The organism is Aliirhizobium cellulosilyticum (assembly GCF_014198105.1).
Lineage (GTDB): Bacteria > Pseudomonadota > Alphaproteobacteria > Rhizobiales > Rhizobiaceae > Neorhizobium > Neorhizobium cellulosilyticum.
Map to the genome: position 1 here is coordinate 156,611 of NZ_JACIGW010000004.1, position 24,082 is coordinate 180,692.

Below are 24,082 nucleotides of genomic sequence, written 5' to 3' on the forward strand. Positions count from 1 at the left end.
AATTTTTATTTCCCCCATGGATTGCATCGCCAAACAGAGGTAAAGCACCGCAAAACTGCGGTGCAGTGACAGTGCCGCCGCGCCTACCCCATTTGCGAGCACATCCATGGTCTCTCTCCGGCATATTCTCTCGGCAGCAATCCTCATCGCATCCTCCCTCACCGCCTCTGCCAGCATGGCGCAGGACGACAAGCCGCTGCGCATCGCGCTTGCCACCAGCATTTCCAATCAGGCGGCAGAAGTGGCCGTCGAGGAGGCGAAGGCCCAAGGCCTCAAGGTCGAACTGACCGAGTTCAACGACTGGAACACGCCGAACATGGCCGTCGCCGATCGCGAGATGGATGCCAACCTCTTCCAGCACATCCCCTATCTGGAATTCACCAACCAGGCCGGCGGCCGCGATCTCGTCGCCGTCGCCCCTGCCTACGCCACGCCCTTCGGCCTCTATTCGAAGAAATACAAGTCGCTGGCAGACGTGCCCGACAATGCCCAGATCGCGTTTTCGGGAGATGCGGTCAACACCGGTCGTTCGCTCCTCCTCCTCCAGCAGGCCAAGCTGGTTGAACTGAAGCCCGGTACCGGCCATCGCGCCACGCTCGAAGACGTCGTCAAGTGGGTGAAGCCGCTGCAGATCACCCAGCTCGACGGCCCGCAGATCGCCCGCGCGCTTGACGATGTCGATGCCGCCGCCACCTATCCGACCTTCGCCAAGCTCGCCGGTCTCGATCCGGCCTCCGGCCTGATCTTCGAAAACGACCCGATCTACGCCTTCCAGTTCGTCACCCGGCCCGACATGCGCGACGATCCGCGCCTGCGCAAATTCATTGACATCTACCGCGGTTCTGACGCTGTAAAGGCAAAGCTTCGCTCGCTTTACGGAGACCTCGTTTCCTTTCCGTAAGTGGGCGGCGAAAAGCAGACAGTTTCAGATTGGGAAGCCAGAAGATGCACGGTGAATACAAGGTTCAGGGCGGAAAGCTCGTTGTCGTCGATCTCGAAATTGCCGACGGACGCCTCTCGCAGGTTCAGGTTTCGGGCGATTTCTTCCTCGAACCGGCAGAAGCGCTGGACGACATCCGCGCCTCCCTCGAAGGCCTTTCCGCATCCGCCACGGTGGAAGACATCATCGCCGCTGTCCGCACCGGTCTTCGTCCCGGCGCCGAAATGATCGGCTTCAGCCCGGAAGCCGTCGCCATCGCCATCCGTCGCGCGCTCGGCGTCACCGGCACATGGCGTGATTACGAATGGCAGATCATCGAAACGCCTGCGCTCACCCCCACCATGCATCTCGCGATGGACGAGGTTCTGGCTAAGGAAGTCGCTTCCGGCCGCCGCGGCCCCTGCCTGCGTTTCTGGGAATGGGAACGCCCCGCCATCATTCTCGGCGGTTTCCAGTCTCTGCGCAACGAGGTGGACATGGAAGCCACGGCGGAACTCGGCATCGAAACCGTCCGCCGTGTCACCGGCGGCGGCGCGATGCTGGTCGAGCCCGGCAACAGCGTCACCTATTCGCTCTACGCACCGGCAGAGCTGGTGCGCGACATGAGCTTTGCCGATTCCTACGCCTTCCTCGACGACTGGGTGCTGAAAGCGCTGCAGTCGCTCGGCATCGACGCCTTCTACAAGCCGCTCAACGACATCTCCAGCTCCAAGGGCAAGATCGGCGGCGCGGCGCAGAAGCGCTTTTCCTCCGGCGCCGTCCTCCATCACGTCACCATGGCCTATGACATGGATGCCGAAAAAATGGTCAAGGTCCTGCGCATCGGCCGCGAAAAGCTGAGCGACAAGGGCACGACCAGTGCGGTGAAGCGCGTCGATCCGCTGCGCAGCCAGACCGGCCTGCCGCGCGAGGAAATCATCCGCCGGATGAAGGAGACCTTCGTTTCGCTGAACGGCGGCACGCCGGGCACGATTTCGGAAGAAGAATACGCGGCGGCGGAAGAGCTTGCGGCCGAAAAATTTAGCCGCGAGGAGTGGCTGCGTCACATCCCGTGACAGCGATCCCGGCGCCGAGGCGCCGGGCAATCTCACCGCGTCACGGTGAAGACCGCAAGGTTTTCCGGCATCTCGACGCCCGTCATGATGGCATCGAGATGGGCGTGAATGGCATCTGCCGCGCGGTCGGGATCGTGGTCCCGTATGGCATTGAAGATGGCCGTATGTTCCTTGATCAGCCGCGCGATGCGGCCCGGCTTCGGCAGGCTGAGGTGGCAATAACGGTCCACCTTGATCTTCACCGACTTGATGATCTCCCATATACCGGGATATCCGGCCGCCTCGGCAATCAGCGTATGAAACAGGTCGTCGGTCCTGCGAAACCCTTCGTAATCGGCTTCCGCCGCCTGGACCTTCTGCAATTCGAGATTGGCGCGCAGCGTTGCGATCTGCGTCCTGTTGGCTTTCACCGCCGCTGCCCGCACCGTCACGTCCTCCAGCGCCTTTCTGACAACGATCGCCTCCGGCAGCGTATCGAGCGCGATACGCGCAACGAACGTTCCCGATTGCGGCAGGATCTCGATCAGCTTTTCGTTCGACAGCCGCAGGATCGCCTCGCGCACCGGCGTGCGGCTGACACCGAACTGCGCGGCGATCTCCTTTTCCAGGATGGGGTCGCCCGGATAACGGCGCAGCGACACGATATCGTTCCACAGGACCTGATAGATCAGCGCCGAGGTGCTGGCACTGCGCAGGTCCAGTTCGTCGCGTATGCTCGCCAGGTTTTTTCGCTGCTCCTGCGGGGGATTGGTATCCTCCATATAGACCTTCTCACCACTTGTTCTTGGTATTGCGGGCCGCACTTGCGAATCCGCCCCTCTTTGCTGCCGAGCATGGCCCGGCAGCGATTGGCTTGTCAAAGGCGCGGTGCGCTCAGATCACAGCATGGTTTCGAGGATTTCCACCATGGTTTCCGCGGTCAGCGTGCGCGGATTGAAATCCGTCGACCGGCCCACGCCGTTCTTGACGATATCGGGGATCGCCTCGCGCGTCACGCCAAGCTCCGAGAGACGTGTCGGCGCGCCGAGCTTCTCCATCTTCGCTTCGAAAGCGTCCGCGAATTCCTCGACCATCCCGAAACCGAGAACCGTCAGAAGGTCATCGAACCAGGGCCCAAGCTCGGGTTTGTTGAAACGCAGGAAGGCCGGAACATAGATCGCGCAGGCCAGTCCGTGCCGTAGATCGTAATCCAGCGTCAGCGGATAGGAGAGCGGATGCAGCGCCGTGTTGCCGATCATCGCCATCTGCGTTCCGCCGATCACGCTGCCGAGCGTCACCTTTTCGATCGCATCACGGTCCTTGTCGAGGCAGGCCGCCTCGATATTGCGGAAGATCAGCACGATCGCGCGAAACGCCATCGCCCGCGTCATGTCGTTGGCGCGGGTCGACCAGAACCCTTCAAGCGCCTGCGTCATCGCATCGAGCGAGGTGGACGCCGCCACAGCCGTCGGCATGCTGAGCGTCAGCGCGGGATCGACGATCGCGTGATCCGGAAAGCACTCCGGATAGGCAATCGCCGGTTTGGCATTCTTTTCCTTGTCGGTAACGACGGCAAACGGCGTCACTTCGCTGCCGGTCCCCGCCGTCGTCGCCACGGCAATCAGCGGCAGGCCGCGACCTGCGGGCTTCTTCACCCGGTAAAGATAATCGCGGATGGAGCCTTCATTCTTCTGCAGCAGCGCCACGCATTTGGCCGCATCCAGTACGCTGCCGCCACCGATGGCAACGACGACATCTGCACCGCTGTCCCGGCAATGGGCCGCGGCGGTATCGACCGTCAGGATCGACGGGTTTTCCTCGATATCAGTGAAGATGGTGAGTTCGGCAGAACCGACCAGCTCTTTCAATCCGGCCTCGCCGACGCGGTTGAGAAAGCTGCGTCCAATCATCGCAAACACATGACGGCCGCCCAAATTCGAAATCATATCGGGTAGGGTCGACAGGCGATCCCAACCGAAATGAACCGCGGTCGGCAAGCTGAAATTCCAATTCGAACCCGTCATCTTTGTCACTCCAATATCTTTTACGTTCTTCAAAAACCAATAGGCCGCCGGCAATTCCACGTCTTGGACAAGACAAAGGAGCGGAGTTGGAGAGGTGATCAGCCCCGCCCGTATCCGCTCCTCCGATCAAGCCATCAAAGCGCTTAGGGGTCGCCAGAGACAGCCTATTGAATTTTAATATATCACTTAGGACCCTCGATTGGAAGGCCATGCTTGGCCATCAGCTGCAGGTAGTCTTCCCGCGGCGGAACGAAGATGTCGATGCCACGGAAGCCGGTCGTCGTGCGGCCGCCATGCGGCACATTCGACGGATGGACGCAGACATCGCCGGCCTCCATCAGGAAGGTTTCATCGCCGCAGGTATGCTCTTCCGTGCCTTCGAGAATGACCAGGATCTGCACGGCCTCATGGCTGTGCATCGGAAATACGCATCCGGGAGGGTTGGTGATGAAGCTGAGCAGGGCGGGGCCTGCAGCGACGAAGCGCGTGCTGGACTGTTCGGTCAGCGGCACCAGCGGAATATCCTCGATCGTGTAGCAGTATTTCGACTTGTTGGTTGCTTTGTAAACCATCGTTATTTCTCCTATTTATCCATCAATTCCAAAGCTTTATGGAAGCATCCACGAAAGCACAGGTGTCGTTTGGAGGTAGACGATCGCGCAAAGGACGAGCGTCAGTGCAATGCTCCAGGGAAGTGTCTTGCGGAAAATATCCCCTTCGCGTCCGATGATGCCGACCGCAGCGGCGCCGATTGTCAGGCTTTGCGGTGAAATCATCTTGCCGAGCACGCCACCGGAGCTGTTGGCCGCAGCCAGAAGCGAGGGTGACAGGCCGGTTTCATGAGCCGCCGCGACCTGCAGAGCACCGAAGAGCGCGTTGGCGGAATTGTCGGATCCGGTAATCGCCACGCCGATCCAGCCGATGGCCGGCGACAGGAATGCGAACGCATGTCCGGTCGTGGCGAGCCAGCGCCCGAGCGTGATGGTCTGTCCGGAAAAGTTCATGACAAATGCGACGGCGAGCACGCAGAGAACCGTCGGAATGGCCCATTTGAGCTGCTTGAGCGTTGCGCCGTAAGTCTGCACCGCCTCACCGCCCGAAACCTTCAGGAAAGGCATCGAGAACAGGCCGGCGACGCCGAGAAGCGTGGCGGTACCCGGCAGCCATGGCAGTGACAGCGACGTGCCGATAGCCCCGCCGGTCGGATTGACAATGGCAAGCCCCGGCCATGCAAACTTGCTGACTCCGGCAGACAGAGCCTGGGCGATCGGCCCGAGCTGCGACAGCGTGAAGATCACGATGATCGCGACATAGGGCAGGAAGGCGATCGAAACACTGCGGCTGTTGAACGGGATTTTCGAGTTTTCGCCTTCATTGACGATGGCGCATTCGACAGTTTCCTTCGGCTTCCACACCTGCAGGAAGGCGACCAGTGCCGCAGCACCGGCAAGCGCGCCGAGAACGTCCGTCAGCGGCACAGATATCCAGGACGAGCTGACGAACTGCGTCACGGCATAAGCAAAACCGGCAACCAGCGCAGGCAGCCATGTCTGGCGAAGACCTCTGCCGCCGTCGACGATCCAGACGAGGATCAGCGGAATGAACATTGCAAGGATCGGCGTCTGGCGCCCAATGATCGCGCCCAGCTCGTCATAAGGCAGGCCGGATACGGCAGCCAATGTGGTGATCGGCACGCCGAGTGCCCCGAAGGCAACCGGCGCGGTATCGGCCACAAGCGCGCAGAGTGCGGCTTTCAGCGGATCCATGCCGATTGCCACCATCATCACGCCGGCAATCGCAATCGGCGTACCGGCACCGGCAAGCGCCTCGAGCAGGCCGCCGAAGCAGAAGGCGATGATGATCGACTGTACACGCAGGTCGGTGCTGATCACCCCGAAACTGCGTCGCAGGATGTCGAAATATCCCGACTTCACCATCATGTTGTGGATCCAGATGGCGTTGATGATGATCAGGATGATCGGAAGAATACTGAATGCCGCACCATAAAGCGCGGAATTGGCGGCGACCGAAACCGGCATGCCGTAGATGATGATGGCAACACCCATCGCGACGATAAGTGAGCATAGACCGGAAAGCTGCGGCGACAGCCTGAACCCTCCGAGCATGACGAACATCGTCAGAAGCGGCAGGGCCGCAAAGAGCGAACTCAGTCCGAGCGACTGAGCCACCGGATCGTAAACCTGTTGAAACATTTTCGGCGCGTCTCCCCACGCTGCCCGCAAAGGCGGGCGTCAACCCAAAGCCTTGCACCCGCCAAAATCGCCTCCCCTAAAAGCGGTCCAGGTCGATGAGAGAACTCATCTCATGCAAGATGTGTATACTTATATATCAGTTGGATTTGACGGGAAGTGCGCAACCCGCCGCAGCCATGAGGCAAGTTGACGCTGGGAGATGGTTTGAGATCAAGACAGTCGATATCATTCGGACAGCACGGTAACCGCCTGGAATGTTCCCATATCGCGGAACTAGCGAAGGAATGAATGGCGTGAGACGCGGTTACTGGCTCAGATCGATTCTGCTGGTCACGACCGACTTGCCACTTGCCGGGTCGTTATCGATGGTCTGCAACCGCAGTCGGTTTTCGCCAAGTTTGGCGATTGTCATCGTCGCCTTACGGTCGCCGTTGATATTCCTCGCCCAGCGCACGGCCAGATTTATAGAATCACCTTGCCGGGTTCCCGAAAGCGAAGAGGGCTGGCCCGAAGGCCCTGTATAGGTTCCGCTATAACGCGTACCGGAGGCCTTCAGCGCTGCGGAGATGGATCGGCTGACGACAGCAAGCGCGCGACAGGAACCCTGCATCGCAAGCTCGTCAGCGCCTGCAGAAAAATCTACATTACAGCTCACATTAACAGATTTTCCGCCGATCCGGGTCAGAACTGTTCCCTTGCCTGACCATTTTCCATCGATGGATTTCAAAAACTCTCCTTCGGCGGCCGTTGCCGAACCGGCCATTCCAATTGGAAGGACCAATGCTGCTGTCAGAATTGCGAGGAACTGCGCATGCATGACAACCTCCATCAAAAGATGCAGGCCTAACGCTCACTTTCAGTACAAGTTCCCGGCAGCCAGAATCCGCCAGAGCGTCAGCAGAATATCCACTGCGCAATTCTTTGCCTGGCAGCAGTCCGACTTCGACCCGGCCATGCTTTAGAGGCTACGGGAAATCACAGCATTTATTATCAGCAAATAAGCTGAGCATTAACCAAGCAAAAACCATGGCGTGCAAAATATAGACACATTGTCACATCTCCACTTTTCAGTTCAGGATCTGCAAGATGATACCGGCACAGGCAGAAAAGCAGCAGCATGCAGCAACGCCCCGTTCAATGCAGGTCATAACCGACGGCATCGGCAACGATCTCGAGCGTTTCAGCGCCGACAACACTCATGTCGTCAAGCAAATCAAGCTTCTGGCGATCAATGCGCTGATCGAAGCAGCGCGTGCCGGCGAGATGGGCAAGGGATTTGCCGTCGTCGCCAACGAGGTACAGCGACTGGCGCAGATCGCCTCCGACATTGCCTCCAAATTCGAAAGCAATGTGCTCGGCCGCATTGGACTGACACGCAGCATGGCCGATTCTCTGGTTCACGAGATGGAGGGCATAAGGCTCACGGATCTCGCGCAGACGCTCGTACAACTGATCGTCCGCAACCTCTTTGAACGCACTGCCGATGTCCGCTGGTGGGCGACTGATACGGCGCTCTGGCAGGCCCTCAATGATCCGTCCGCCGAGCGCCGCACATTCGCAGCGGAACGCCTGGGTGTCATCAACCGCTTTTACACCGTCTATCTCGATCTCGTCATGACCGACCTTTCCGGCAAGGTGATCGCCTCGGCGAACCCGAAATTCCAGCGAAAGCTGATTGGTACATCGCTGTCGGATGAACCGTGGTTCGCTGCCGCCCGCCGTTGTGCCTCGGGGGACGATTATGTCGTCGATGAGGTGAAGCGCTCCGGTCCGCATGACAACCGCACGGCCCTTGTCTATGCAACAGGTATCCGTGACGGGGGCAAAGTCGACGGTGAGCTTTTGGGTACACTCGGCGTCTATTTCGACTGGGAAAACCAGGGCCAGTCGATTGTCGAGAAGGAAGCAAACCTTCCGCCGCATGTGGCGGACAAGACCACCGTCCTTCTGCTCGACGGAAACAGCCGCGTCATCGCAACGACAAACCCCGCCCTGCTGTTCACGCATTTCGCACTCGTCAATCCGGGAGGCCAGGCATCCGGCAGCTATTACGACAATAACGGCTCGATCGTCGCCTATGCTCGAACGCTCGGTTACGAAGATTACGACGGTCTCGGCTGGTATGGAGTGGTCGTTCAGCGGCTGGAAAACGAGGATGACATACGCATGGCGCTGAATATCCGGTAGCCTTGGGCTTCCCGTTAAAAATCCCAGGGCGAGATAAGGTCGAGCCCGCAGGTCTGGAAATCCCCTCTGGCCGTTGCGCGCATAGACGCTATCTCAAGCCTGTGAGGATTGAGGAGGCATCATGATCATCCGCTCCGGAAGCTGCCTGTGCGAAAAGGTCCGCTACAAAGTTAAATCGGACCCCATTCGCATCGGGCTTTGCCATTGCATGGATTGCCGCAAGGAAAGCGGTTCGGTCTTTGCCACATTCGGTATCTGGCCCGCACATGCCTTCGAGGCATCGGGAGAGGTTCGATATTATGAAGGCCGTGGCTTCTGCGTGAACTGCGGCGCCCGCATCTTTTCCGAACCAGCCGAGGATGAGGTCGAGATCCGGGTCGGCACACTGGACATGGCTCCGACCGATATCCAGCCAACCTATGAATTATGGGTCAAGCGCCGTGAAGACTGGCTGTCACCGCTGGATGGCGCCGAGCAGTTCGAGGAAGACCGTATCTGATCCGTATCGCTATTTGTACGTTGCTTTGATATGCCTGCTCACCAGCACAAAACATGGCACGGTGAGATCCCGATGACCTATGAAGCACAACTGAAAAAAGCGATCGACATCGCCACGAAGGCGCATGAAGGGCAGTCCAGCAAAACGGGCGGCCCGTTCATCGATCATGTGCGGCGTGTGGCCGAGCATGTAACGGGAGAGGATGAAACGCTGGTCGCATGGCTTCACGACGTCGTCGAAAAAGGCCCCGGCTGGACTTTCGAGCGGCTGCGCGAAGAAGGTTTTTCACAAAGGGTCATCGATGCTGTCGATGCGATGAGCAAGCGTGACGGCGAGGATTATTTCGACTTCGTCCGCCGTTCGATCGAAAGCCCTTTGGCCCGCCCGGTCAAACGGGCCGACCTCACCGACAATCTCGCTCAGATGCGCCAGATGGGCGGCGATGGCGGAAAATTTGCCGAAGGCCTTCGCATTCTCGGTGAAACCTATCCGGCTTGACCGGAACTTTGGCCTGTCTCTTTCGTTGCGGCGGTTGGACCACTGCCCGAAACGGAAGGATCGCCGATGGAATTTCAGTCGAAAGTCGCTCTGGTCACCGGCGCAGGCTCGGGCATCGGCCGCGCTTCTGCAATCAAGCTGGCAGAAGCCGGAGCTGTCGTGGGAATTCTGGGCCACACGCCCGGCGAACTTAACGAAACAGCGGAATTGATCGAGGTCACCGGCGGCAGAGCCATTTCTTTGAACGCCGACGTCGCGGATGAAATAGCCATGCACCACGCCGTGGAAACGCTGGTCGCGGAGACCGGCAGGCTGGATGTGGTGGTGGCGAATGCAGGCATAAACGGCGTCTGGGCGCCGATTGATGATCTCAAGCCGGATGAGTGGGACCAGACGATCCGCGTCAACCTGCGCGGCACCTATCTGACGCTCAATGCCAGCATCCCGCATCTGAAAAGGCAGGGCGGCTCGGTGATCGTCGTATCGTCCATCAATGGCAATCGCACCTTCAATACGCCGGGTGCAACGGCCTATGTCGCGACAAAAGCGGCTCAAGTGGCCATCGTCCAGCAACTGGCGCTTGAACTGGGTCGCCACCGGGTTCGCGTCAACGCGGTCTGCCCGGGCGCTATCGAGACCAGCATCAATAACAACACAAAAGTGCGTGGCGAAAACGAGACTGCCGTTCCGGTGGAGTTCCCCACCGGCGATATTCCCATCACCGGCGGCAAGGCGGGTCGAAGCGAGGACGTCGCTTCCGTTATCCTGTTCCTTGCCTCCGACCAGTCGCGGCATGTCACAGGAACTCCGGTCTATGTCGATGGTGGTCAGGGACTTTTGCGCTGACCCTATAAGCTCGCTGACGCGCGATCGGGCAGAAATTCTTGCGACCTATGCAAATTCTGGAGGCCTGATTTGCGCATGGTCAAGGATTGAAATTGAATACTTTGGGTGCTAACTAATGCCATAGATAATCTTAGTGTGCTAACCATAATGCCCTATATCGATCAAACAGCCTCGGAATTCCTTGAGGAGCTGACCAAGGTCAGCCGCAAAATCCGCACGACTTTCAACAAGAAGGTGACCGCCCACGGGCTCACTTATCCCCGTGCGCGTGCGCTTTTCCGTCTGGCGAAAAAGCAGAACATGACCCAGACGGAGCTCGCCTGCGATCTGGAGCTGGAACAGGCAACGCTTGTGCGCCTGCTTGACCGGATGGAAGAGAACGGGCTGATCGAACGCCGCCCCGATGCAAACGACCGGCGCGTCAAGCTCATCGCCCTGACCGAACACGGAGAAGAGCAGGCCGCTTTCGTGCGTGCGCTGGCAGACCAGATCCGGCATCAGTTCTTTGAGGGCATTGACGAGGCCGAGCTGAGGCAAGCCATCGCGTTGATGGAACGGATCTCCGAAAACGTCTCCAATGTGGAGGTCGATGATGTCCACGCGTGAGGCCACTGTGAGAAGCGAAGAGCCGCAGCTCGAGCGGCTGGAAACTGCGGCAGCCGACGTGCAGGCGCCACCGCCGGCCCCCGCTCCTGCAAGCCCACCGCCTTTCGTGCCGAAACCGTTACCGATCGCACTTCTTTATGCAATTACGTCACTCACGGCCGCCGTCATGCAGGGGCTTGGCACGGCGATGATCTCGACCAACCTGCAGCAGATCGCCGGACCGCTTGAAGCGACCCAGAACGAAGCAGCATGGCTGATGGCAGCCTATCTCTTCCCGAACGCCAGCCTCGGCCTGTTCCTGTTCAAGGTCCGCACCCAATACGGCATCCGCCAGTTCTGCGAGCTGGCGATCATCCCTTACGTGATCATCAGCCTTGCGCATCTGTGGGTCAATGATCTCGGCTTGAGCATCGCACTTCGTTTCTTCGCCGGTGCGGCGGCAGCGCCGATCTCGTCGATGGCCTTCCTCTACATGCTGGAAATCTTTCCACCGGAGAAGAAGCTCAATATCGGTCTTTGCCTCGCCCTGATCGGCCTGTCGCTGTCGACGCCGATCGCCGGCCTCATTTCGCCGTCGCTTCTCGATATTCACGACCTGCGCGGCCTCTATCTCGTCGAGCTCGCCCTGGCGCTGATCGTCTTTGGCCTCATCTACATTCTGCCGCTGACATCCCCGCCCCGCGCCAAGGTCATCTCATCGATGGACTATGTGAGCTACGGCCTGCTCGCCACGTCGATGGGCTGTCTTGCGGTCTTCTTCACCATGGGCCGCCTCTACTGGTGGCTGGAAGCCAACTGGCTCGCCTGGGTGCTGATCACCGGCATCGTCAGCGGCACGCTCTGCATCATGCTGGAGCTCAATCGCAAGAACAACCTGATCGACGTGCGCTGGATAGGCTCCTGGGAGATCGTCCACTTCGCCGGCGTGTTGCTTGTCTTCCGCATGCTGCTCACCGAACAGTCGACGGGCGCGATCAATTTCTTCCGCCAGCTCGGCCTATTCAACGAGCAGATGGCTCACCTCTATTGGGCGGTGCTGATTGCGAGCGTTGCCTCGGGCCTGCTCTGCGCGGTCTTCATGAAGCCCGGTCGTGAGGCCGCCATCCATCTGCTCGCATTGATCCTGATTGCCGCCGGTACCTTCATGGACAGCCAGTCAACGGTTCTGACGCGTCCGGACCAGATGCTGCTCAGCCAGTCGCTGATCGCATTCGGCTCGGGCCTCTTCCTTCCTCCGGCCATGGCCGTCGGCTTTGCCGCCGCGCTGAAGAAGGGCCTGACCTACATCATCAGCTTCATCGCTGTGTTTCTCTTTACCCAGAAAGTCGGTGCCTTCATCGGCAGCGCCCTGTTCGGCAGCTTCGTCACCTGGCGGGAGCAATATCACTCCGCCATCCTGACCTCGCGCCTCCTGCCCACCGATCCGCTCGTCGTGCAGCGCATCAACCAGTACGTCTCCGCCTATAGCCGCACCGGCTCGGATGCCACGCAGCACACGATCCAGGGCACCAGCACCTTCGCCAAGCAGGTCCAGCAGCAAGCCTATGTGCTTGCCTATAACGACGCCTTCTTCGCGACATTCGTTCTCGCGGCAGTGGCCATCGGCCTTTTGCTGCTCCACATCCTCTGGAATAACCGCCACCGGTTCCTGCACAGCACAGACGCCCCACAAACTGCCTGACGCTCGCAACCTGGCCCAAAACACAAGTCAAAGACCATGAAATCCGTATTTCGCTCTCTCGCCACCTATCTCGCGGCTGCCGTCGGCATCGCCGGTGTCCTCATCGTGCTCTATGTCTGGAACCTGCCGCCGTTCAAGGGCTCTATCGAGACCACCAACGATGCCTATGTGCGTGGCCAGGTTACCCTGCTCAGCCCGCAGCTCGCCGGCTATATTGTAGAAGTGCCTGTTCAGGACTATCAGAGGGTCAAAAAAGGCGACCTGATTGCCAGGATAGACGACCGCATCTACACGCAGAAGCTGGAACAGGCGAAGGCCACCCTGGCATCGGCCGAGGCTTCGCTTGCCAATTCCGAGCAGAGCCGCAAGTCGGCTGACGCCAAGATCGTTTCGGCCAAGGCAGCCGTCGAAAGTGCCAACGCCGCCTTCGATGCGGCCAAGACCGCCTATAACCGCACCCAGTCGCTCCTAAAGAGCAATGTCTCGACCCAGAGCGATTTCGAAAAAGCCCAGGCGACCTATGATCAGGCCCAGGCATCGGTTCACCAGGCAGACGCGGCAGTCCTCGTCGCCGAGCAGGACCTCAACACGATCGTCGTCAACCGCCGGACGCTGGAAGCGACCGTCGAGGGCGCCAGGGCTTCCGTCGCGCTTGCCGATATAGACCTGCAGAACACCCGCATCACCGCCCCGCAGGACGGCGAGCTCGGTGAAGTGACAGGCCGCCTCGGCCAGTACGTCTCGATCGGCACACAGATCGCATCGCTCGTGCCCAATCATGTCTGGGTCGTCGCCAATTACAAGGAAAACCAGCTCGAAGGAATGAAGCCCGGCCAGCTGGTCACCTTCACGGTTGATGCTCTCGGGCACCAGAGTCTCAAGGGCCGTATCGAGCGTTTCGCGCCGGCGACCGGCTCCGAATTCTCCGTCATCAAATCCGATAACGCGACCGGCAATTTCACCAAGGTCGCCCAGCGTATTCCCGTCCGGATCGCAATAGAGCCGAACCAACCACTTACCGATAGCCTCGTCCCCGGCATGTCGGTCGTTGCCAGCATTGACCTCGCGCAGCAAAGTGGACCAGCTCTGGCACAGGGCAACTGACCTTTTCGTCAGTCCGCCCCGCCCTTTCCGGACAAAAAGAAGCCCCGCGCCCTGTTCAGCATCCCGGCGCGGGGCTTTCTCCATCTTATCTGTCTATTTTTTTAGCGCTGCGCGACGGCGCTCCCGGCACCGGTGGATCGCTCCACCCAGTCATGCCAGCCTTCAACGCCGCCATTGAAGACATTGAGGTCGATCTTGCCCTCAACACCTTGCGACAGGCCCGATCCCGAATACTGCCAGAACAGCCACTTGCGATCCGGGTAGATCTTTGACGGGTGAGCGGCCACCGACCTCAGCCAGAAAGGATAGTCACGGAACTGGCCGCGCAGGTGATCCTTGTAGAAATCCGGTGCGGTATAGATGACCGGGCGCTGGCCGTAATGGCGTTCCAGCTTGTCCATGAAGACCTGCATCTTCTCGAGCACCCGCTCGGTCGAAAGCCGCATCTTGCAGTCGGACTGGTGATTGTATTCCACGTCGATCACAGGCGGCAGCGCATCAGGATCGCGCGGGACGTTGCGGATGAACCAGTCGGCCTGCTCGCCGGCGGTACGGCACCAGTAGAAGAAATGATAGGCGCCGCGACGGATGCCCGCCTGCTGAGCCCTGTTCCAGTTCGTCCTGAACATCGGATCGATATGGTCACCGCCATCCGTCGCCTTGATATAGGCGAAGTTGGCGCCTTGGGTGCGCAGTCTCGCCCAGTCGATATTGGCCTGCCAGCGGGATACGTCGACGCCATGCACGGCAAAGTGTCGGGGCGCGACCCGGCCGAAATTCATCGGCTTGGCATCACTGAAGCGGTGGCCGTAAACCTTCAGACGCTGGAAACCTGCAGAAGGCGGCATTGGCTGGCTATATGGTGGCTGGCTGCGTGAAGAATTGAGTGCCGGCCTGAGCGAGGCGACAGGGCGCTCGGCAGGCACCGGCATGCCGACAGTGGTTGCCAAGCCGTCGAATGCCTGTGTTTCGTGTGCACCGCCATTCCAAGCCAGCTCATGCGGATCTCTCAAGCCGGCCGGCGGCGTGATCGCCGCAACCGGTGTCGGATCGATTGAAGGAACAGACGCTGCCGGCATTGACGGCGGAACGATTGCCTGTGACGGCGCGACCCGCGCGGTCTTGACTGACGCGGGCGGTACGGTCAGCGCTGTCTCTGTGCTGGACGAGGTACAGCTGGACAAGCCGATACAGGTGGCGATGATGGCCGAAGTGGCAGCAGAAAAACGCATGATGACCCGTACGCAAAACACCGATCCCGCCCTGACTGCCTGTTTTCAGGCGCAACACGGGATTTGACTAACGGGACGTTACCGAAAAAACCTAAATGCAATCTTTACGAGTCGTTCACTTCGCCGGCATTCGCCAGCGGAAGCTAATAAAATAATCGATGATTATCGCGTGGGCAGGCCCGATAGTAACACCATTGTTAAGAACTTGCGTCCGATACTCGCCTTATTGACATAAGCCAATTCCCAACGGCGTTTCCACTCTCATGCGCTTCATTCACTTCAGGCTGGTTGGCCCGGCCATCATTGCGGTGGCGGTGCTCATCGCTGGCATGGCGACAATCCCTTATGTGGGCATTGCCCAGATCGACGCGGATCTTCGCCAGCGACAGGAGACGCTGGTCAAGCACAATATCGACCTGTGGATCAGCGACATCGAGTTCTCGCTGACCGCATGGACCATATGGGATGAATCCATCTCCAAGATCGATAACAGCTTCGATCTCGAATGGACCGACCGCAATATCGGCGCCTCTCTCATCGGAACATCCCGTACCCGCTTTGTCGCAGTACTCGACCACGACGATCAGCTGATCTATTCCCGTGCGGACGACAGTGTGAAGGATCGCGGCTTTTTCACCCGCGGCATTCCTGCCGTCGTCAAGGATGCGGCTGCCTTGGTTGCAAATGTCCGATCCAGAGAAATTGGACGCGTCATCGAGGGCATCCCGAAACCGGTCAGCATCAGCCGGATCGAAGTTCTGGGAGACGATGCGGTGCTGATGACGGCTGCGCTGTTTCAGCCGGATTTCGGAACCGCCAGGCCGAAGGGCGAACGCGCGCCGATCCTGATCACCGCCATGCCAATCACCGGCACCATTCAGGAATTCTTCGGCACCCGCTTCCTGCTCGACGATTCACGGATGGGGACGCTTGCGCGTGTCGCGCCGGATCGCGCTCATGTCGAGATCGCGGTCGGCCCGGGTGGCGAACCGCAGGTCCTGTCCTGGCGCCCGCCAAGTCCGGCCGCCGACCTTATGTACCGCTCGCTTCCGTTGCTCATCACCGTCGGCATACTTTTGCTGGCCACGGGCATATTCGCGGTCCGTATATCCAGAAACGCCGCCCGCACGCTGCTGTTGCGCGAAAGACGCATGCGCCACGCCGCGACACACGACTTCCTGACAGGCCTCGCCAATCGGGCGCTGTTGCAGCCGGAATTCAGGTCGCTGAGCGAAAAGGGACCCCTCGCCGTTATTTGCCTCGACCTCGATGGCTTCAAATCGGTCAACGACACCTACGGACACGCGGCGGGCGACGACTTGTTGAAGATAGTCGCATCTCGGCTACGTGCCGGCATCCGCCAGGCCGACAGGCTCTTCCGCCTGGGGGGTGACGAATTTGCGATCCTCATGCCGGAGGTTTCTGCAAGTGAGGCCGAGAACATCTGCCGGGATCTTTCGCACTCGCTGACGCAACCGATCGGACTATCTAAGGGTGATGTGTCGATAGGGGCTTCATTCGGCATCAAACTGGTCGAAAAAGGTGAGACATCCTGCGATACGGCGCTAGGTGCAGCCGACGCCGCACTTTATTATGCCAAGGCGTCCCATCGCGGCAGCGCGATCCTTTCGAGTGATATCCAGCTTGCCCGGCCAGAAGCCGAGCCCATAGCCCCCGTCGTGATCCGTCGTAGCGCGTAAATACCAGCTATCGCCGCAGCAACCTCAGCGCATTGATCGTCACCAGCACTGTCGCCCCCGTATCGGCTAGGATTGCCGGCCACAATCCGGTGACGCCGATAATGGTGGTCACCAGGAACACGGCCTTCAACCCGAGAGCGATGGTGATGTTCTGCCAGATATTGCGCATCGTGCGCTTCGACAGGTCGATCATGGCTGCAATGTCCGAAACCCGGCCATGCAGCACGGCCGCATCGGCCGTCTCCAGCGCCACATCGGTGCCACCGCCCATAGCGATGCCGATATCGGCCGCTGCGAGCGCCGGCGCGTCATTGATCCCGTCGCCGACCTTGCCGACAACGAATCCCTCGCGCTGCAGTTCGCCGACGATGCGGCTTTTGTCTTCCGGCATCAGTTCGGCGCACACCTCGATCCCGAGATCCTTGCCGATCGCTCCTGCCGTGCGGGCATTGTCGCCGGTCAGCATCACCGTCTTGACACCTGCATCGGAGAGCAGCTTCAACCCGGCCTTGGCATCGGCACGCGGTTCATCGCGCATGGCGATCGCGCCCGCCAGAACGCCACCGACGACCAGCACGGAAACCGTCTTGCCCTCATCATTGAGAGCGGTAATTCGGCGTGAATGCGCCATCGGCAGCGACACGCGCTCCACCGCCGCCTTCGGCGACCCGAGAAACACCTCTTCGCCCTCGACGATTGCCGTCACGCCCTTGCCGCCCAGTGCCTTCGCCGCGCTTGCCGCTGGAATGTCCAGTTCGTATTCGGCAGCCCTTGCTAGGATCGCCATTGCCAGCGGATGGCTGGAACCTGTTTCCAGCGCCGCCGAGATCCGCAGCACGTCATCCGCATTGCGGCCGAAGGCGATCACGTCGGTCACCTGCGGCTTGCCCGAGGTCAGCGTCCCGGTCTTGTCGAAGGCGACGGCCGTCAGCTTGCCGAGCGTTTCCAGAACCGCACCGCCCTTCAGCAGCAGGCCCCGGCGCGCACCGGATGAAAGCGAGGCGGCGATTGCAGCGGGCGTCGAGATGACCAGAGCGCAGGGGCAACCGATCAGAAGAATGGCCAGGCCCTTATAAATCCATTCACTCCAGTCTGCGCCGACAACGAGCGGCGGCAGAATGGCAACGAGTGCGGCCACGACCACGACGCCCGGCGTGTAATAACGCGAAAAACGATCGATGAAGCGTTCGGTCGGGGCCTTCTTTTCCTGCGCTTCTTCCACCAGCCGCACGACGCGGGCAATCGTATTGTCCTCGGCTGCAGCCGTCACGCGGATGCGCAAAGCCGCATCGCCATTAATCGTCCCGGCAAACACCTGCTCGCCTTCACTCTTGGAAACCGGCGTGCTTTCGCCCGTCACCGGTGCTTCGTCGATCGCACTTGTCCCGGCAACGATGATGCCATCGGCGGAAATCCGGTCGCCCGGCCGCACCAGAATGACCGAGCCGACGGTAAGATTTTCGGCCGGCACCTCGCGTGTCTTGCCGCCCTCCTCCAGCAAAGCTGTCTTCGGCACCAATGCCGTCAGGCTCTGGATGCTGGAACGCGCCTTGCCGGCGGCAACGCCTTCCAGGAGTTCTCCGACCAGAAACAGGAAAACGACGGCGGCCGCTTCTTCCGAGGCATCGATGACGACGGCACCAACAGCGGCAATCGTCATCAGCATCTCGATCGAGAACGGCGTGCCTGCAAAAGCCGCCATGATCGCCCGTCGCGCGATCGGCACCAAACCGATCAGCATCGCGGCAGTGAAAATATAGCTGTCATAAGCCGGAATGAGATGTCCAAGGCCGTAGGCGATGACAAGCGCCAGCCCGACGACGATCGTCAGCCGCCCCTTCTTCGATTTCCACCATGGCCCATCCATCGGCGCGTGATCGTGACCATGCAGGCCCTCGATTTCGGCGTGATCATGGTCGTGATCCTCGTGATCGTGTCCACCGCCATGATGACGCGCGTGGTCATGCCCGTGATGATCGTGGCCGCATCCCGGGCCATGCTCGTGGTGGTCGTGCGACGGGGCATTTTCTCGCCCTGAGGGGGAGAGGTCCGGCAGTACAGAGGAGGGCACGCCCCCCTCTGCCCTGCCCTTCTTCCCCAAAGCCCTGAGCGAATAGCCAAGCCCGGAAACCTTCTTCTCCATGGCGGCAAGATCGGCACTGCCATCGTGGCTCACCGTCATCGTGCCGGCAGCGACTGAGACGGAAACATCCTCGACGCCCGCAATGCGCCGCGCCGCAGTGTCGATCTTCGCCGCGCAGCTGGCGCAATCCATGCCGCCAACCTTGTAGCGCGCCTGATGCGAGGTTCCGTCTTTCGTCCGGCTATCCGACATGTCACTCTCCGCCATAACTTCGAGTAGTTCTTCTAGGACCTCTAGTGACTAGAGCTGCAAGGGGCTTTTTTCGAAAAACTTTCTCCTGTCGGCAAAAACCACAGTAAATGCGCCTTGAAAAAAGTGGACTGCCCGCCAAACAGGCTTGCGAGCCGATCGCTCAAAAAATAGAATTGCCCCCAAAGTCCGGGGGTATTCCCGGTCAACCGGTATTCCGAAAGGTCTTCGTCCCGTGAACGTCTCCCGTCTTCTTCGCGCGTCGGCTGTCGCCGTCATCGCCTCCTTCGCCGGCGCGTCCGCCGCCAGCGCCCAGTCGAAGACCCTCACCATTTCCTGGTGGGGCTATAACGGCGAGAAGATGAACGCCAACATCATCGAGCCTTTCAAAAAGATCTGTGGCTGCGACATCGTCTTCGAGACCGGCAACAATGCCGACCGCCTGAACAAGCTGCGCCTGCGCGACGGCAAGGGTGTCGACGTCATCTACCTCTCCGACAGTTTCTCGCAGCTCGGCATCGAACAGGGCCAGTTCCTCGAAATCGACCCGGCCAAGATCCCGAACCTTGCGGATATCTACGAACTCGGCCGCCAGCCGCAGGGCAAGTACGGCCCGGCCTACACGATTGGCCGCGTCGGCATTGTTTACGACAGTGCCAAGGTCAATCCGCCGATCACCTCGTGGAACGATCTGTGGCGCGCCGATCTGGAGAAGTCGATCTCGCTGCCGGGCATCACCACCACGGCCGGCCCGATGGTCGTGCTGCAGGCTGGCAAGCATGGCGGCACGGATGCGTTCGAGGATAGCGAAGCTGCATTCTCGGCGATCGAGGAACTGAAGCCGAACGTCGTGAAGAACTACAATACCGGTTCCGAACTGGTGAACCTCATCTCCACCGGCGAAGTGCGCGTCGCAATCGCCCAGGATTTCACGCTCGCCTCCATGCAGGCAGCGGTCCCGACCATGACCTGGGCAAAGCTTACCGATGGTGACATCGCCACCGTCAACACGGTCAATATCCCGAAGGGTTCGGAAAACGTCGAGCTTGCCTACCAGTTCATCAACTTCGTGCTGTCGAAGGAAGTGCAGCAGAAGGAAGCCGAACAGGGCGTAGACGCTCCGATCAACACCAAGGTCGAGCTGACGCCGGAACAGGCAAAAATGTGGACCTACGGCGCCGAACAGGTCAACAGCCTGTCGCGCATCGACTATGCCAAGATGAACGAAGCCAAGACCGACTGGATCGACCAGTGGAACGAGCTGTTCGCGCAGTAAGCTCGGCGTAAAATTGCCCCTCACCCTAACCCTCTCCCCGCTTGCGGGGAGAGGGAACGTGCCCTACTCGACGTTTAAATGTGGCAGAACGGATGCGACACCCGTCCTTCTCCCCGCCTGCGGGGAGAAGGTGCCGGCAGGCGGATGAGGGGCCGAGCGAAATCGAGACGAAACTTATGAACAAGTTCGCCAAATGGGGACTGACACTGCCGGCGACGATTGCGGTCGTGCTGCTGCTCGTCATTCCCGTGGTCCTCACCATCGCCACCACATTCGGCGAGCCGAAGGGCGTATTTTCCACCTATACCGCCTTTTTCAACAGTGGGTTCCGCACCAACATCCTTTACCGGACGCTCAGGATCGCGCTGATCACCACGGCGATATCGCTCGTCATCGGCTTCCTGACGGCTTACGTCATCGCCCAGATGCCCGGCCGGCTGAAATCGATCGCCATCATCGCCGCGGTCTTCCCGCTGCTGACCGGCGTCGTGGTACGCTCATTTGCCTGGTTGATCATTCTCGGCAAGAACGGCATCCTCAACAGCTCGCTTCTGTCGCTCGGCATCATCTCCGAACCGCTGTCGATGCTCTATACCGAAGGCTCGGTCATCGTCGCGATGGTCTATCTCTTCGTGCCGCTGATGATCCTGACGCTGACCGGCGTACTCGAAGGCATCCCGCGCGATGTGGTGGAAGCCTCCGCCTCGCTCGGCGCAAAGCCGATTGCCACCTTCTTCCAGGTCATCCTGCCGCTCGCGGTCCCCGGCCTCATCGTCGGTGCGGTCCTCGTCTTCACCGGCAGCTTCACCTCCTACGCCACCCCGCAGCTCCTCGGCGGCGAGCAGATGATGATGATGGGCACGCTTCTCTACCAGCGCGCCATGGTCACTTTCGACTGGGTCGGCGCTTCCACCATCGCGGCAATCATGGTGGTCATCACCATTGCCATCGTTTCGATCATGAGCCGCATCGCGCGGCGTCTCAACCCGATGGCGGTGTAACGACCATGACAGCCCGTATCCACCCGCTGCTTGGCGCCTTCGCCATCCTGGTCTTCCTGTTCCTGCTCGCACCGCTGGTCATCATTATCGGCGCTTCGCTCAGCGACACGACCTACCTCACCTTCCCGCCCCAGGGCCTGACGCTCCGCTGGTTCTGGAACATCTTTGAAATCTCCGCCTTCCGAAACACGGCAATCACCAGCTTCCAGGTCGCCATCCTCGGCACCGGCCTATCTCTCCTGATCGGCATTCCGGCAGCCTATGCGCTCAACCGCTACCGTATCGGCCTGCCGAAATGGCTCGGCACCCTGTTCGTTTTACCGATCCTGGTGCCGGAAATCGTCTTCGGTTTCTCGCTCCTAAAATCGGTCACGATCGGCATGGGCCTGCCCGTCTATCCGAGCTTGATCATCGGCCATGCGCTGCTCGTGCTGCCCTATTCGGTGCGCGTCGTCGGTGCCTCGCTCGCCTCCTTCGACTTTTCCGTCGAAGAGGCGGCCATCAGCCTCGGCTGCCCGCCGCTCAAGACCTTCTTCACCGTGGTTCTGCCGAATATCCGCGCCGGCGTTATTGCCGCCTTCATTCTCGCCTTCATCACCTCGATCAACGACGTGTCGATCTCGGTGTTTCTGACCGGCCCCGGTATTTCCACCCTGCCGATCCAGATCCTGGCCCATATGGAACAGTTCTTCGATCCGACCATCGCCTCGGTGTCTGTGCTCCTGATGCTCGTCACCGTCGGCGTCATGGCCATCGTCGAGATGACCCTCGGCCTCACCTTCCTGACCAAATAGACAAGAACGCCCCGATCCCATGACCGTATCGCTGACCATCGAAAACCTCTCCGCCCATTACGGCCAGACTCAGGTCCTCAAAGACCTGTCGATCTCGGTCGCGGCCGGCGAACTCGTCTCGCTTCTCGGCTCGTCCGGCTGCGGCAAGACCACGACGCTGCGCATCGTCGCCGGTTTCCTGCAGCCGACCTCCGGCCATGTGAAGCTCGGCGACCGTGACCTCACCACCCTCCCCGCGCATGCCCGCGATATCGGCCTCGTCTTCCAGAACTACGCGCTCTTCCCGCATCTGACTGTGCAGGAAAACGTCGCCTTCGGCCTCAAGCAGCGCGGCATCTCCGCCGCCGACCGGGCAAAGCGCGCCACCGCCATGCTGGAACGCGTCGGCCTAGCCAATCTTGCCGACCGCCTGCCCGGCGCACTCTCCGGCGGCCAGAAGCAGCGTGTCGCGCTCGCCCGCGCGCTCGTCATCGAACCGCCGCTATTGATGTTCGATGAGCCGCTCTCCAATCTCGACGCCAAGCTGCGCGTCGACATGCGAGTCGAGATCCGCCAGCTGCAGAAAGCCAATGGCACGACCTCGCTCTATGTCACTCATGATCAAGAAGAGGCTTTTTCGATCTCCGACCGCGTGGCGATCATGAATGCCGGCCGCATCATGCAGCTCGATACGCCCGAAGTGCTCTACCAGAAGCCGGCCAACGCCTTCGTCGCCCGTTTTGTCGGTTTCGAAAACCTGATCCCGATGAAAACCGTCGCACGCGATGGTGCAATCGTGACAGTGGAAGCCGCAGGCGGCGCGAAACTGCACCTGTCGCAGGATGTCTTCGGCCCGATCAAGGACGATTTCGTGCTCGCCACCCGCCCCGATGGTCTGGTCGTGCGCGGCCAGGGCGAAGGCATTCCGACCACGCTCGGCACCCGCACCTATCTCGGCCGCGCGTACCAGTACAAATGCGAGACGGCCGCCGGCGAGATCACCGCGAACGGAGCCCTTTCGGAGCTGTTCGAACCCGGCGCCAAGGCGGTTCTCGTCCCAGTGCCGGAGCAGTGCTGCATTCTCGCTCCCGAGAAATAGGCCGTCCTTCGCGCCCTGATTGAACCTGCGCCGCGCAAGCTTCGGTCAATATTGTAGTCCCTTGCCTTCACGCAGATGGAGGCATCTGGATACCATTGAGGCTTCGCCTTGTGGTTCCTGCATAAAAAGGGAGAAAACATGGTCTACGAGTGGGATGCTCGAAAGGCGCGCCGGGCACGGCTCGTCAGGACTGCGATTGTTTGCCTTGCGGTCACGATTGCATTTCTGCCGCTGTCCTACATTACCCTAGGGTGAATGTGGCGCTTATTGCAACTGCGTCACCTGTTTGGGTGACGATTTGCTTATGTTACTATGCTGTCATAAAGGCGGAGTTACCTGAGCTCCGATCTGACTTTCCAGCCTTTGGCCCCTCGCCCAACCAGCGAGGGGCTTTTTCGTTTGGCGACATCAGGCTGAAATGACCACGCGTTGCATCAAGAAAATATGCGCATATAATCTGCGTATATTCTGGAGGTTCTCTATGCCGACACCCGCACGCAAAGCCGCCAACCTCTCGCTCGATAGCACGCTTCTCGCCCAGGCGCGCGAGCTGGATATCAATCTCTCGCGTGCCGCCGAAGACGGCATCGCCAAGGCCGTCAAGGCCGAGCGCGAACGTCGCTGGCTGGAAGAAAATGCCGAGGCGATCCGGGTCTACAACGAATATGTCGAGAAGAACGGCCTGCCACTCGAAGAATATCGCACGTTCTGATGACCCGGTTCCATATCCACAAGCTCAAGGGCCGTGATGGCTTTATCATGGATCTGCAGGCTGATCTTCTTGACTCCTTAGAGACCCGTGTTGTCGCGCCCCTTGTTCCTGTCGTCGAGATCGGACCCGTATTCGTTAAATTGAGTCCTCGCGTCGAGATAGAAGGGCAAGCTTATTACATCCTCATCCCTTCGATGGCCTCGGTACCGAAACGGCTCATTGGTGAGTCCGTCCTTGATCTCTCCCACCACTCGGCCGAAATCACCGCAGCCACCGACTTTCTGTTCCAGGGCTTTTGAGAGGCCGCGCCGCGGGTAAACTCTCT

The 24,082-nt window shown here is 59.9% G+C and carries 23 protein-coding genes; 16 read left to right on the top strand and 7 right to left on the bottom strand.

Annotated features, from left to right (window positions below):
• Nucleotides 1–106 precede the first annotated feature (106 nt).
• The gene (locus GGE33_RS17930) at nt 107–901 is read left to right on the top strand and encodes a MetQ/NlpA family ABC transporter substrate-binding protein (protein WP_183826052.1); all 795 of its coding nucleotides are present in this window, start codon (nt 107–109) and stop codon (nt 899–901) included.
• A 44-nt stretch (nt 902–945) separates the two neighbouring features.
• Nucleotides 946–1,995: a lipoate-protein ligase LplAB gene (gene lplAB / locus GGE33_RS17935; protein ID WP_183826055.1), complete on the top strand. Its 1,050-nt coding sequence runs from the start codon at nt 946–948 to the stop codon at nt 1,993–1,995.
• 32 nt (nt 1,996–2,027) lie between these two features.
• Here the strand turns inward: lplAB and GGE33_RS17940 are convergent, their stop codons facing one another.
• From GGE33_RS17940 to GGE33_RS17960, 5 genes are all read right to left on the bottom strand, one after another.
• Entirely contained in the window at nt 2,028–2,756 is a 729-nt protein-coding gene (locus GGE33_RS17940; RefSeq protein WP_183826058.1) for a GntR family transcriptional regulator, read from the bottom strand.
• A 117-nt stretch (nt 2,757–2,873) separates the two neighbouring features.
• The gene (locus GGE33_RS17945; RefSeq protein WP_183826061.1) at nt 2,874–3,998 is read right to left on the bottom strand and encodes an iron-containing alcohol dehydrogenase; all 1,125 of its coding nucleotides are present in this window, start codon (nt 3,996–3,998) and stop codon (nt 2,874–2,876) included.
• Nucleotides 3,999–4,180: 182 nt separating this feature from the next.
• Nucleotides 4,181–4,570 (bottom strand): cupin domain-containing protein, encoded by a 390-nt coding sequence (locus GGE33_RS17950; protein WP_112458259.1) that lies wholly within the window; start codon nt 4,568–4,570, stop codon nt 4,181–4,183.
• Nucleotides 4,571–4,606: 36 nt separating this feature from the next.
• Nucleotides 4,607–6,211 (bottom strand): L-lactate permease, encoded by a 1,605-nt coding sequence (locus GGE33_RS17955; RefSeq protein ID WP_183826063.1) that lies wholly within the window; start codon nt 6,209–6,211, stop codon nt 4,607–4,609.
• 304 nt (nt 6,212–6,515) lie between these two features.
• Nucleotides 6,516–7,028, bottom strand: a complete 513-nt coding sequence (locus GGE33_RS17960) for a hypothetical protein (protein WP_183826066.1) — start codon at nt 7,026–7,028, stop codon at nt 6,516–6,518.
• A gap of 269 nt (nt 7,029–7,297) precedes the next feature.
• Here GGE33_RS17960 and GGE33_RS27730 point away from each other — a divergent pair, with 269 nt between their 5' ends.
• The 7 genes from GGE33_RS27730 to GGE33_RS17995 all read left to right on the top strand — a co-directional run bounded on the left by GGE33_RS27730 (nt 7,298) and on the right by GGE33_RS17995 (nt 13,632).
• The gene (locus tag GGE33_RS27730; protein WP_183685689.1) at nt 7,298–8,398 is read left to right on the top strand and encodes a methyl-accepting chemotaxis protein; all 1,101 of its coding nucleotides are present in this window, start codon (nt 7,298–7,300) and stop codon (nt 8,396–8,398) included.
• 121 nt (nt 8,399–8,519) lie between these two features.
• Nucleotides 8,520–8,897 carry a GFA family protein gene (locus GGE33_RS17970; protein WP_183826069.1) on the top strand — a complete coding sequence of 126 codons (378 nt, stop codon included), beginning with the start codon at nt 8,520–8,522 and terminating at the stop codon, nt 8,895–8,897.
• 72 nt (nt 8,898–8,969) lie between these two features.
• Complete coding sequence (locus GGE33_RS17975; RefSeq protein ID WP_148145126.1) at nt 8,970–9,395, top strand: HD domain-containing protein; 426 nt, start codon at nt 8,970–8,972, stop codon at nt 9,393–9,395.
• A 66-nt stretch (nt 9,396–9,461) separates the two neighbouring features.
• Nucleotides 9,462–10,241 carry an SDR family oxidoreductase gene (locus GGE33_RS17980; RefSeq protein ID WP_183826072.1) on the top strand — a complete coding sequence of 260 codons (780 nt, stop codon included), beginning with the start codon at nt 9,462–9,464 and terminating at the stop codon, nt 10,239–10,241.
• 147 nt (nt 10,242–10,388) lie between these two features.
• The gene (locus GGE33_RS17985) at nt 10,389–10,847 is read left to right on the top strand and encodes a MarR family winged helix-turn-helix transcriptional regulator (protein WP_183826075.1); all 459 of its coding nucleotides are present in this window, start codon (nt 10,389–10,391) and stop codon (nt 10,845–10,847) included.
• Complete coding sequence (locus tag GGE33_RS17990) at nt 10,834–12,528, top strand: MFS transporter (protein ID WP_183826078.1); 1,695 nt, start codon at nt 10,834–10,836, stop codon at nt 12,526–12,528. The genes GGE33_RS17985 and GGE33_RS17990 overlap by 14 nt, the downstream gene beginning before the upstream one ends.
• 36 nt (nt 12,529–12,564) lie before the next feature.
• Nucleotides 12,565–13,632, top strand: a complete 1,068-nt coding sequence (locus GGE33_RS17995; protein WP_183826082.1) for an HlyD family secretion protein — start codon at nt 12,565–12,567, stop codon at nt 13,630–13,632.
• A gap of 101 nt (nt 13,633–13,733) precedes the next feature.
• Here the strand turns inward: GGE33_RS17995 and GGE33_RS18000 are convergent, their stop codons facing one another.
• Nucleotides 13,734–14,864, bottom strand: a complete 1,131-nt coding sequence (locus GGE33_RS18000; RefSeq protein ID WP_183826085.1) for a glycoside hydrolase family 25 protein — start codon at nt 14,862–14,864, stop codon at nt 13,734–13,736.
• A 263-nt stretch (nt 14,865–15,127) separates the two neighbouring features.
• On the opposite strand from GGE33_RS18000, the gene GGE33_RS18005 reads away from it, so the two are divergent.
• Nucleotides 15,128–16,564, top strand: a complete 1,437-nt coding sequence (locus GGE33_RS18005; protein ID WP_183826101.1) for a sensor domain-containing diguanylate cyclase — start codon at nt 15,128–15,130, stop codon at nt 16,562–16,564.
• Nucleotides 16,565–16,571: 7 nt separating this feature from the next.
• Here the strand turns inward: GGE33_RS18005 and GGE33_RS18010 are convergent, their stop codons facing one another.
• A complete protein-coding gene (locus GGE33_RS18010; RefSeq protein WP_183826105.1) occupies nt 16,572–18,899 on the bottom strand; it encodes a heavy metal translocating P-type ATPase in 2,328 nt (775 codons plus the stop codon).
• A gap of 274 nt (nt 18,900–19,173) precedes the next feature.
• Between GGE33_RS18010 and GGE33_RS18015 the strand changes: the two genes are divergently transcribed.
• From GGE33_RS18015 to GGE33_RS18040, 6 genes are all read left to right on the top strand, one after another.
• On the top strand, nt 19,174–20,172 hold the full coding sequence (locus GGE33_RS18015) for a polyamine ABC transporter substrate-binding protein (protein ID WP_394353674.1): 999 nt from the start codon (nt 19,174–19,176) through the stop codon (nt 20,170–20,172).
• 176 nt (nt 20,173–20,348) lie between these two features.
• The gene (locus GGE33_RS18020) at nt 20,349–21,173 is read left to right on the top strand and encodes an ABC transporter permease (protein WP_183826111.1); all 825 of its coding nucleotides are present in this window, start codon (nt 20,349–20,351) and stop codon (nt 21,171–21,173) included.
• A 5-nt stretch (nt 21,174–21,178) separates the two neighbouring features.
• Nucleotides 21,179–21,967: an ABC transporter permease gene (locus GGE33_RS18025; RefSeq protein WP_183685686.1), complete on the top strand. Its 789-nt coding sequence runs from the start codon at nt 21,179–21,181 to the stop codon at nt 21,965–21,967.
• 19 nt (nt 21,968–21,986) lie between these two features.
• Nucleotides 21,987–23,045: an ABC transporter ATP-binding protein gene (locus tag GGE33_RS18030; RefSeq protein WP_183826114.1), complete on the top strand. Its 1,059-nt coding sequence runs from the start codon at nt 21,987–21,989 to the stop codon at nt 23,043–23,045.
• Nucleotides 23,046–23,526: 481 nt separating this feature from the next.
• Entirely contained in the window at nt 23,527–23,757 is a 231-nt protein-coding gene (locus GGE33_RS18035) for a type II toxin-antitoxin system CcdA family antitoxin (protein WP_148148668.1), read from the top strand.
• The gene (locus GGE33_RS18040; RefSeq protein ID WP_183826117.1) at nt 23,757–24,056 is read left to right on the top strand and encodes a CcdB family protein; all 300 of its coding nucleotides are present in this window, start codon (nt 23,757–23,759) and stop codon (nt 24,054–24,056) included. Before GGE33_RS18035 ends, GGE33_RS18040 begins: the two co-directional genes overlap by 1 nt.
• Nucleotides 24,057–24,082: the final 26 nt, after the last annotated feature.

Excerpts from the sequence above, each read along its gene's own strand:
- GGE33_RS17930 (WP_183826052.1), top strand. The coding sequence starts at position 107 with ATGGTCTCTCTCCGGCATATTCTCTCGGCAGCAATCCTCATCGCATCC.
- lplAB (WP_183826055.1), top strand. The coding sequence starts at position 946 with ATGCACGGTGAATACAAGGTTCAGGGCGGAAAGCTCGTTGTCGTCGAT.
- GGE33_RS17940 (WP_183826058.1), bottom strand. The coding sequence starts at position 2,756 with ATGGAGGATACCAATCCCCCGCAGGAGCAGCGAAAAAACCTGGCGAGC.
- GGE33_RS17945 (WP_183826061.1), bottom strand. The coding sequence starts at position 3,998 with ATGACGGGTTCGAATTGGAATTTCAGCTTGCCGACCGCGGTTCATTTC.
- GGE33_RS17950 (WP_112458259.1), bottom strand. The coding sequence starts at position 4,570 with ATGGTTTACAAAGCAACCAACAAGTCGAAATACTGCTACACGATCGAG.
- GGE33_RS17955 (WP_183826063.1), bottom strand. The coding sequence starts at position 6,211 with ATGTTTCAACAGGTTTACGATCCGGTGGCTCAGTCGCTCGGACTGAGT.
- GGE33_RS17960 (WP_183826066.1), bottom strand. The coding sequence starts at position 7,028 with ATGCATGCGCAGTTCCTCGCAATTCTGACAGCAGCATTGGTCCTTCCA.
- GGE33_RS27730 (WP_183685689.1), top strand. The coding sequence starts at position 7,298 with ATGATACCGGCACAGGCAGAAAAGCAGCAGCATGCAGCAACGCCCCGT.
- GGE33_RS17970 (WP_183826069.1), top strand. The coding sequence starts at position 8,520 with ATGATCATCCGCTCCGGAAGCTGCCTGTGCGAAAAGGTCCGCTACAAA.
- GGE33_RS17975 (WP_148145126.1), top strand. The coding sequence starts at position 8,970 with ATGACCTATGAAGCACAACTGAAAAAAGCGATCGACATCGCCACGAAG.
- GGE33_RS17980 (WP_183826072.1), top strand. The coding sequence starts at position 9,462 with ATGGAATTTCAGTCGAAAGTCGCTCTGGTCACCGGCGCAGGCTCGGGC.
- GGE33_RS17985 (WP_183826075.1), top strand. The coding sequence starts at position 10,389 with ATGCCCTATATCGATCAAACAGCCTCGGAATTCCTTGAGGAGCTGACC.
- GGE33_RS17990 (WP_183826078.1), top strand. The coding sequence starts at position 10,834 with ATGTCCACGCGTGAGGCCACTGTGAGAAGCGAAGAGCCGCAGCTCGAG.
- GGE33_RS17995 (WP_183826082.1), top strand. The coding sequence starts at position 12,565 with ATGAAATCCGTATTTCGCTCTCTCGCCACCTATCTCGCGGCTGCCGTC.
- GGE33_RS18000 (WP_183826085.1), bottom strand. The coding sequence starts at position 14,864 with ATGCGTTTTTCTGCTGCCACTTCGGCCATCATCGCCACCTGTATCGGC.
- GGE33_RS18005 (WP_183826101.1), top strand. The coding sequence starts at position 15,128 with ATGCGCTTCATTCACTTCAGGCTGGTTGGCCCGGCCATCATTGCGGTG.
- GGE33_RS18010 (WP_183826105.1), bottom strand. The coding sequence starts at position 18,899 with ATGTCGGATAGCCGGACGAAAGACGGAACCTCGCATCAGGCGCGCTAC.
- GGE33_RS18020 (WP_183826111.1), top strand. The coding sequence starts at position 20,349 with ATGAACAAGTTCGCCAAATGGGGACTGACACTGCCGGCGACGATTGCG.
- GGE33_RS18025 (WP_183685686.1), top strand. The coding sequence starts at position 21,179 with ATGACAGCCCGTATCCACCCGCTGCTTGGCGCCTTCGCCATCCTGGTC.
- GGE33_RS18030 (WP_183826114.1), top strand. The coding sequence starts at position 21,987 with ATGACCGTATCGCTGACCATCGAAAACCTCTCCGCCCATTACGGCCAG.
- GGE33_RS18035 (WP_148148668.1), top strand. The coding sequence starts at position 23,527 with ATGCCGACACCCGCACGCAAAGCCGCCAACCTCTCGCTCGATAGCACG.
- GGE33_RS18040 (WP_183826117.1), top strand. The coding sequence starts at position 23,757 with ATGACCCGGTTCCATATCCACAAGCTCAAGGGCCGTGATGGCTTTATC.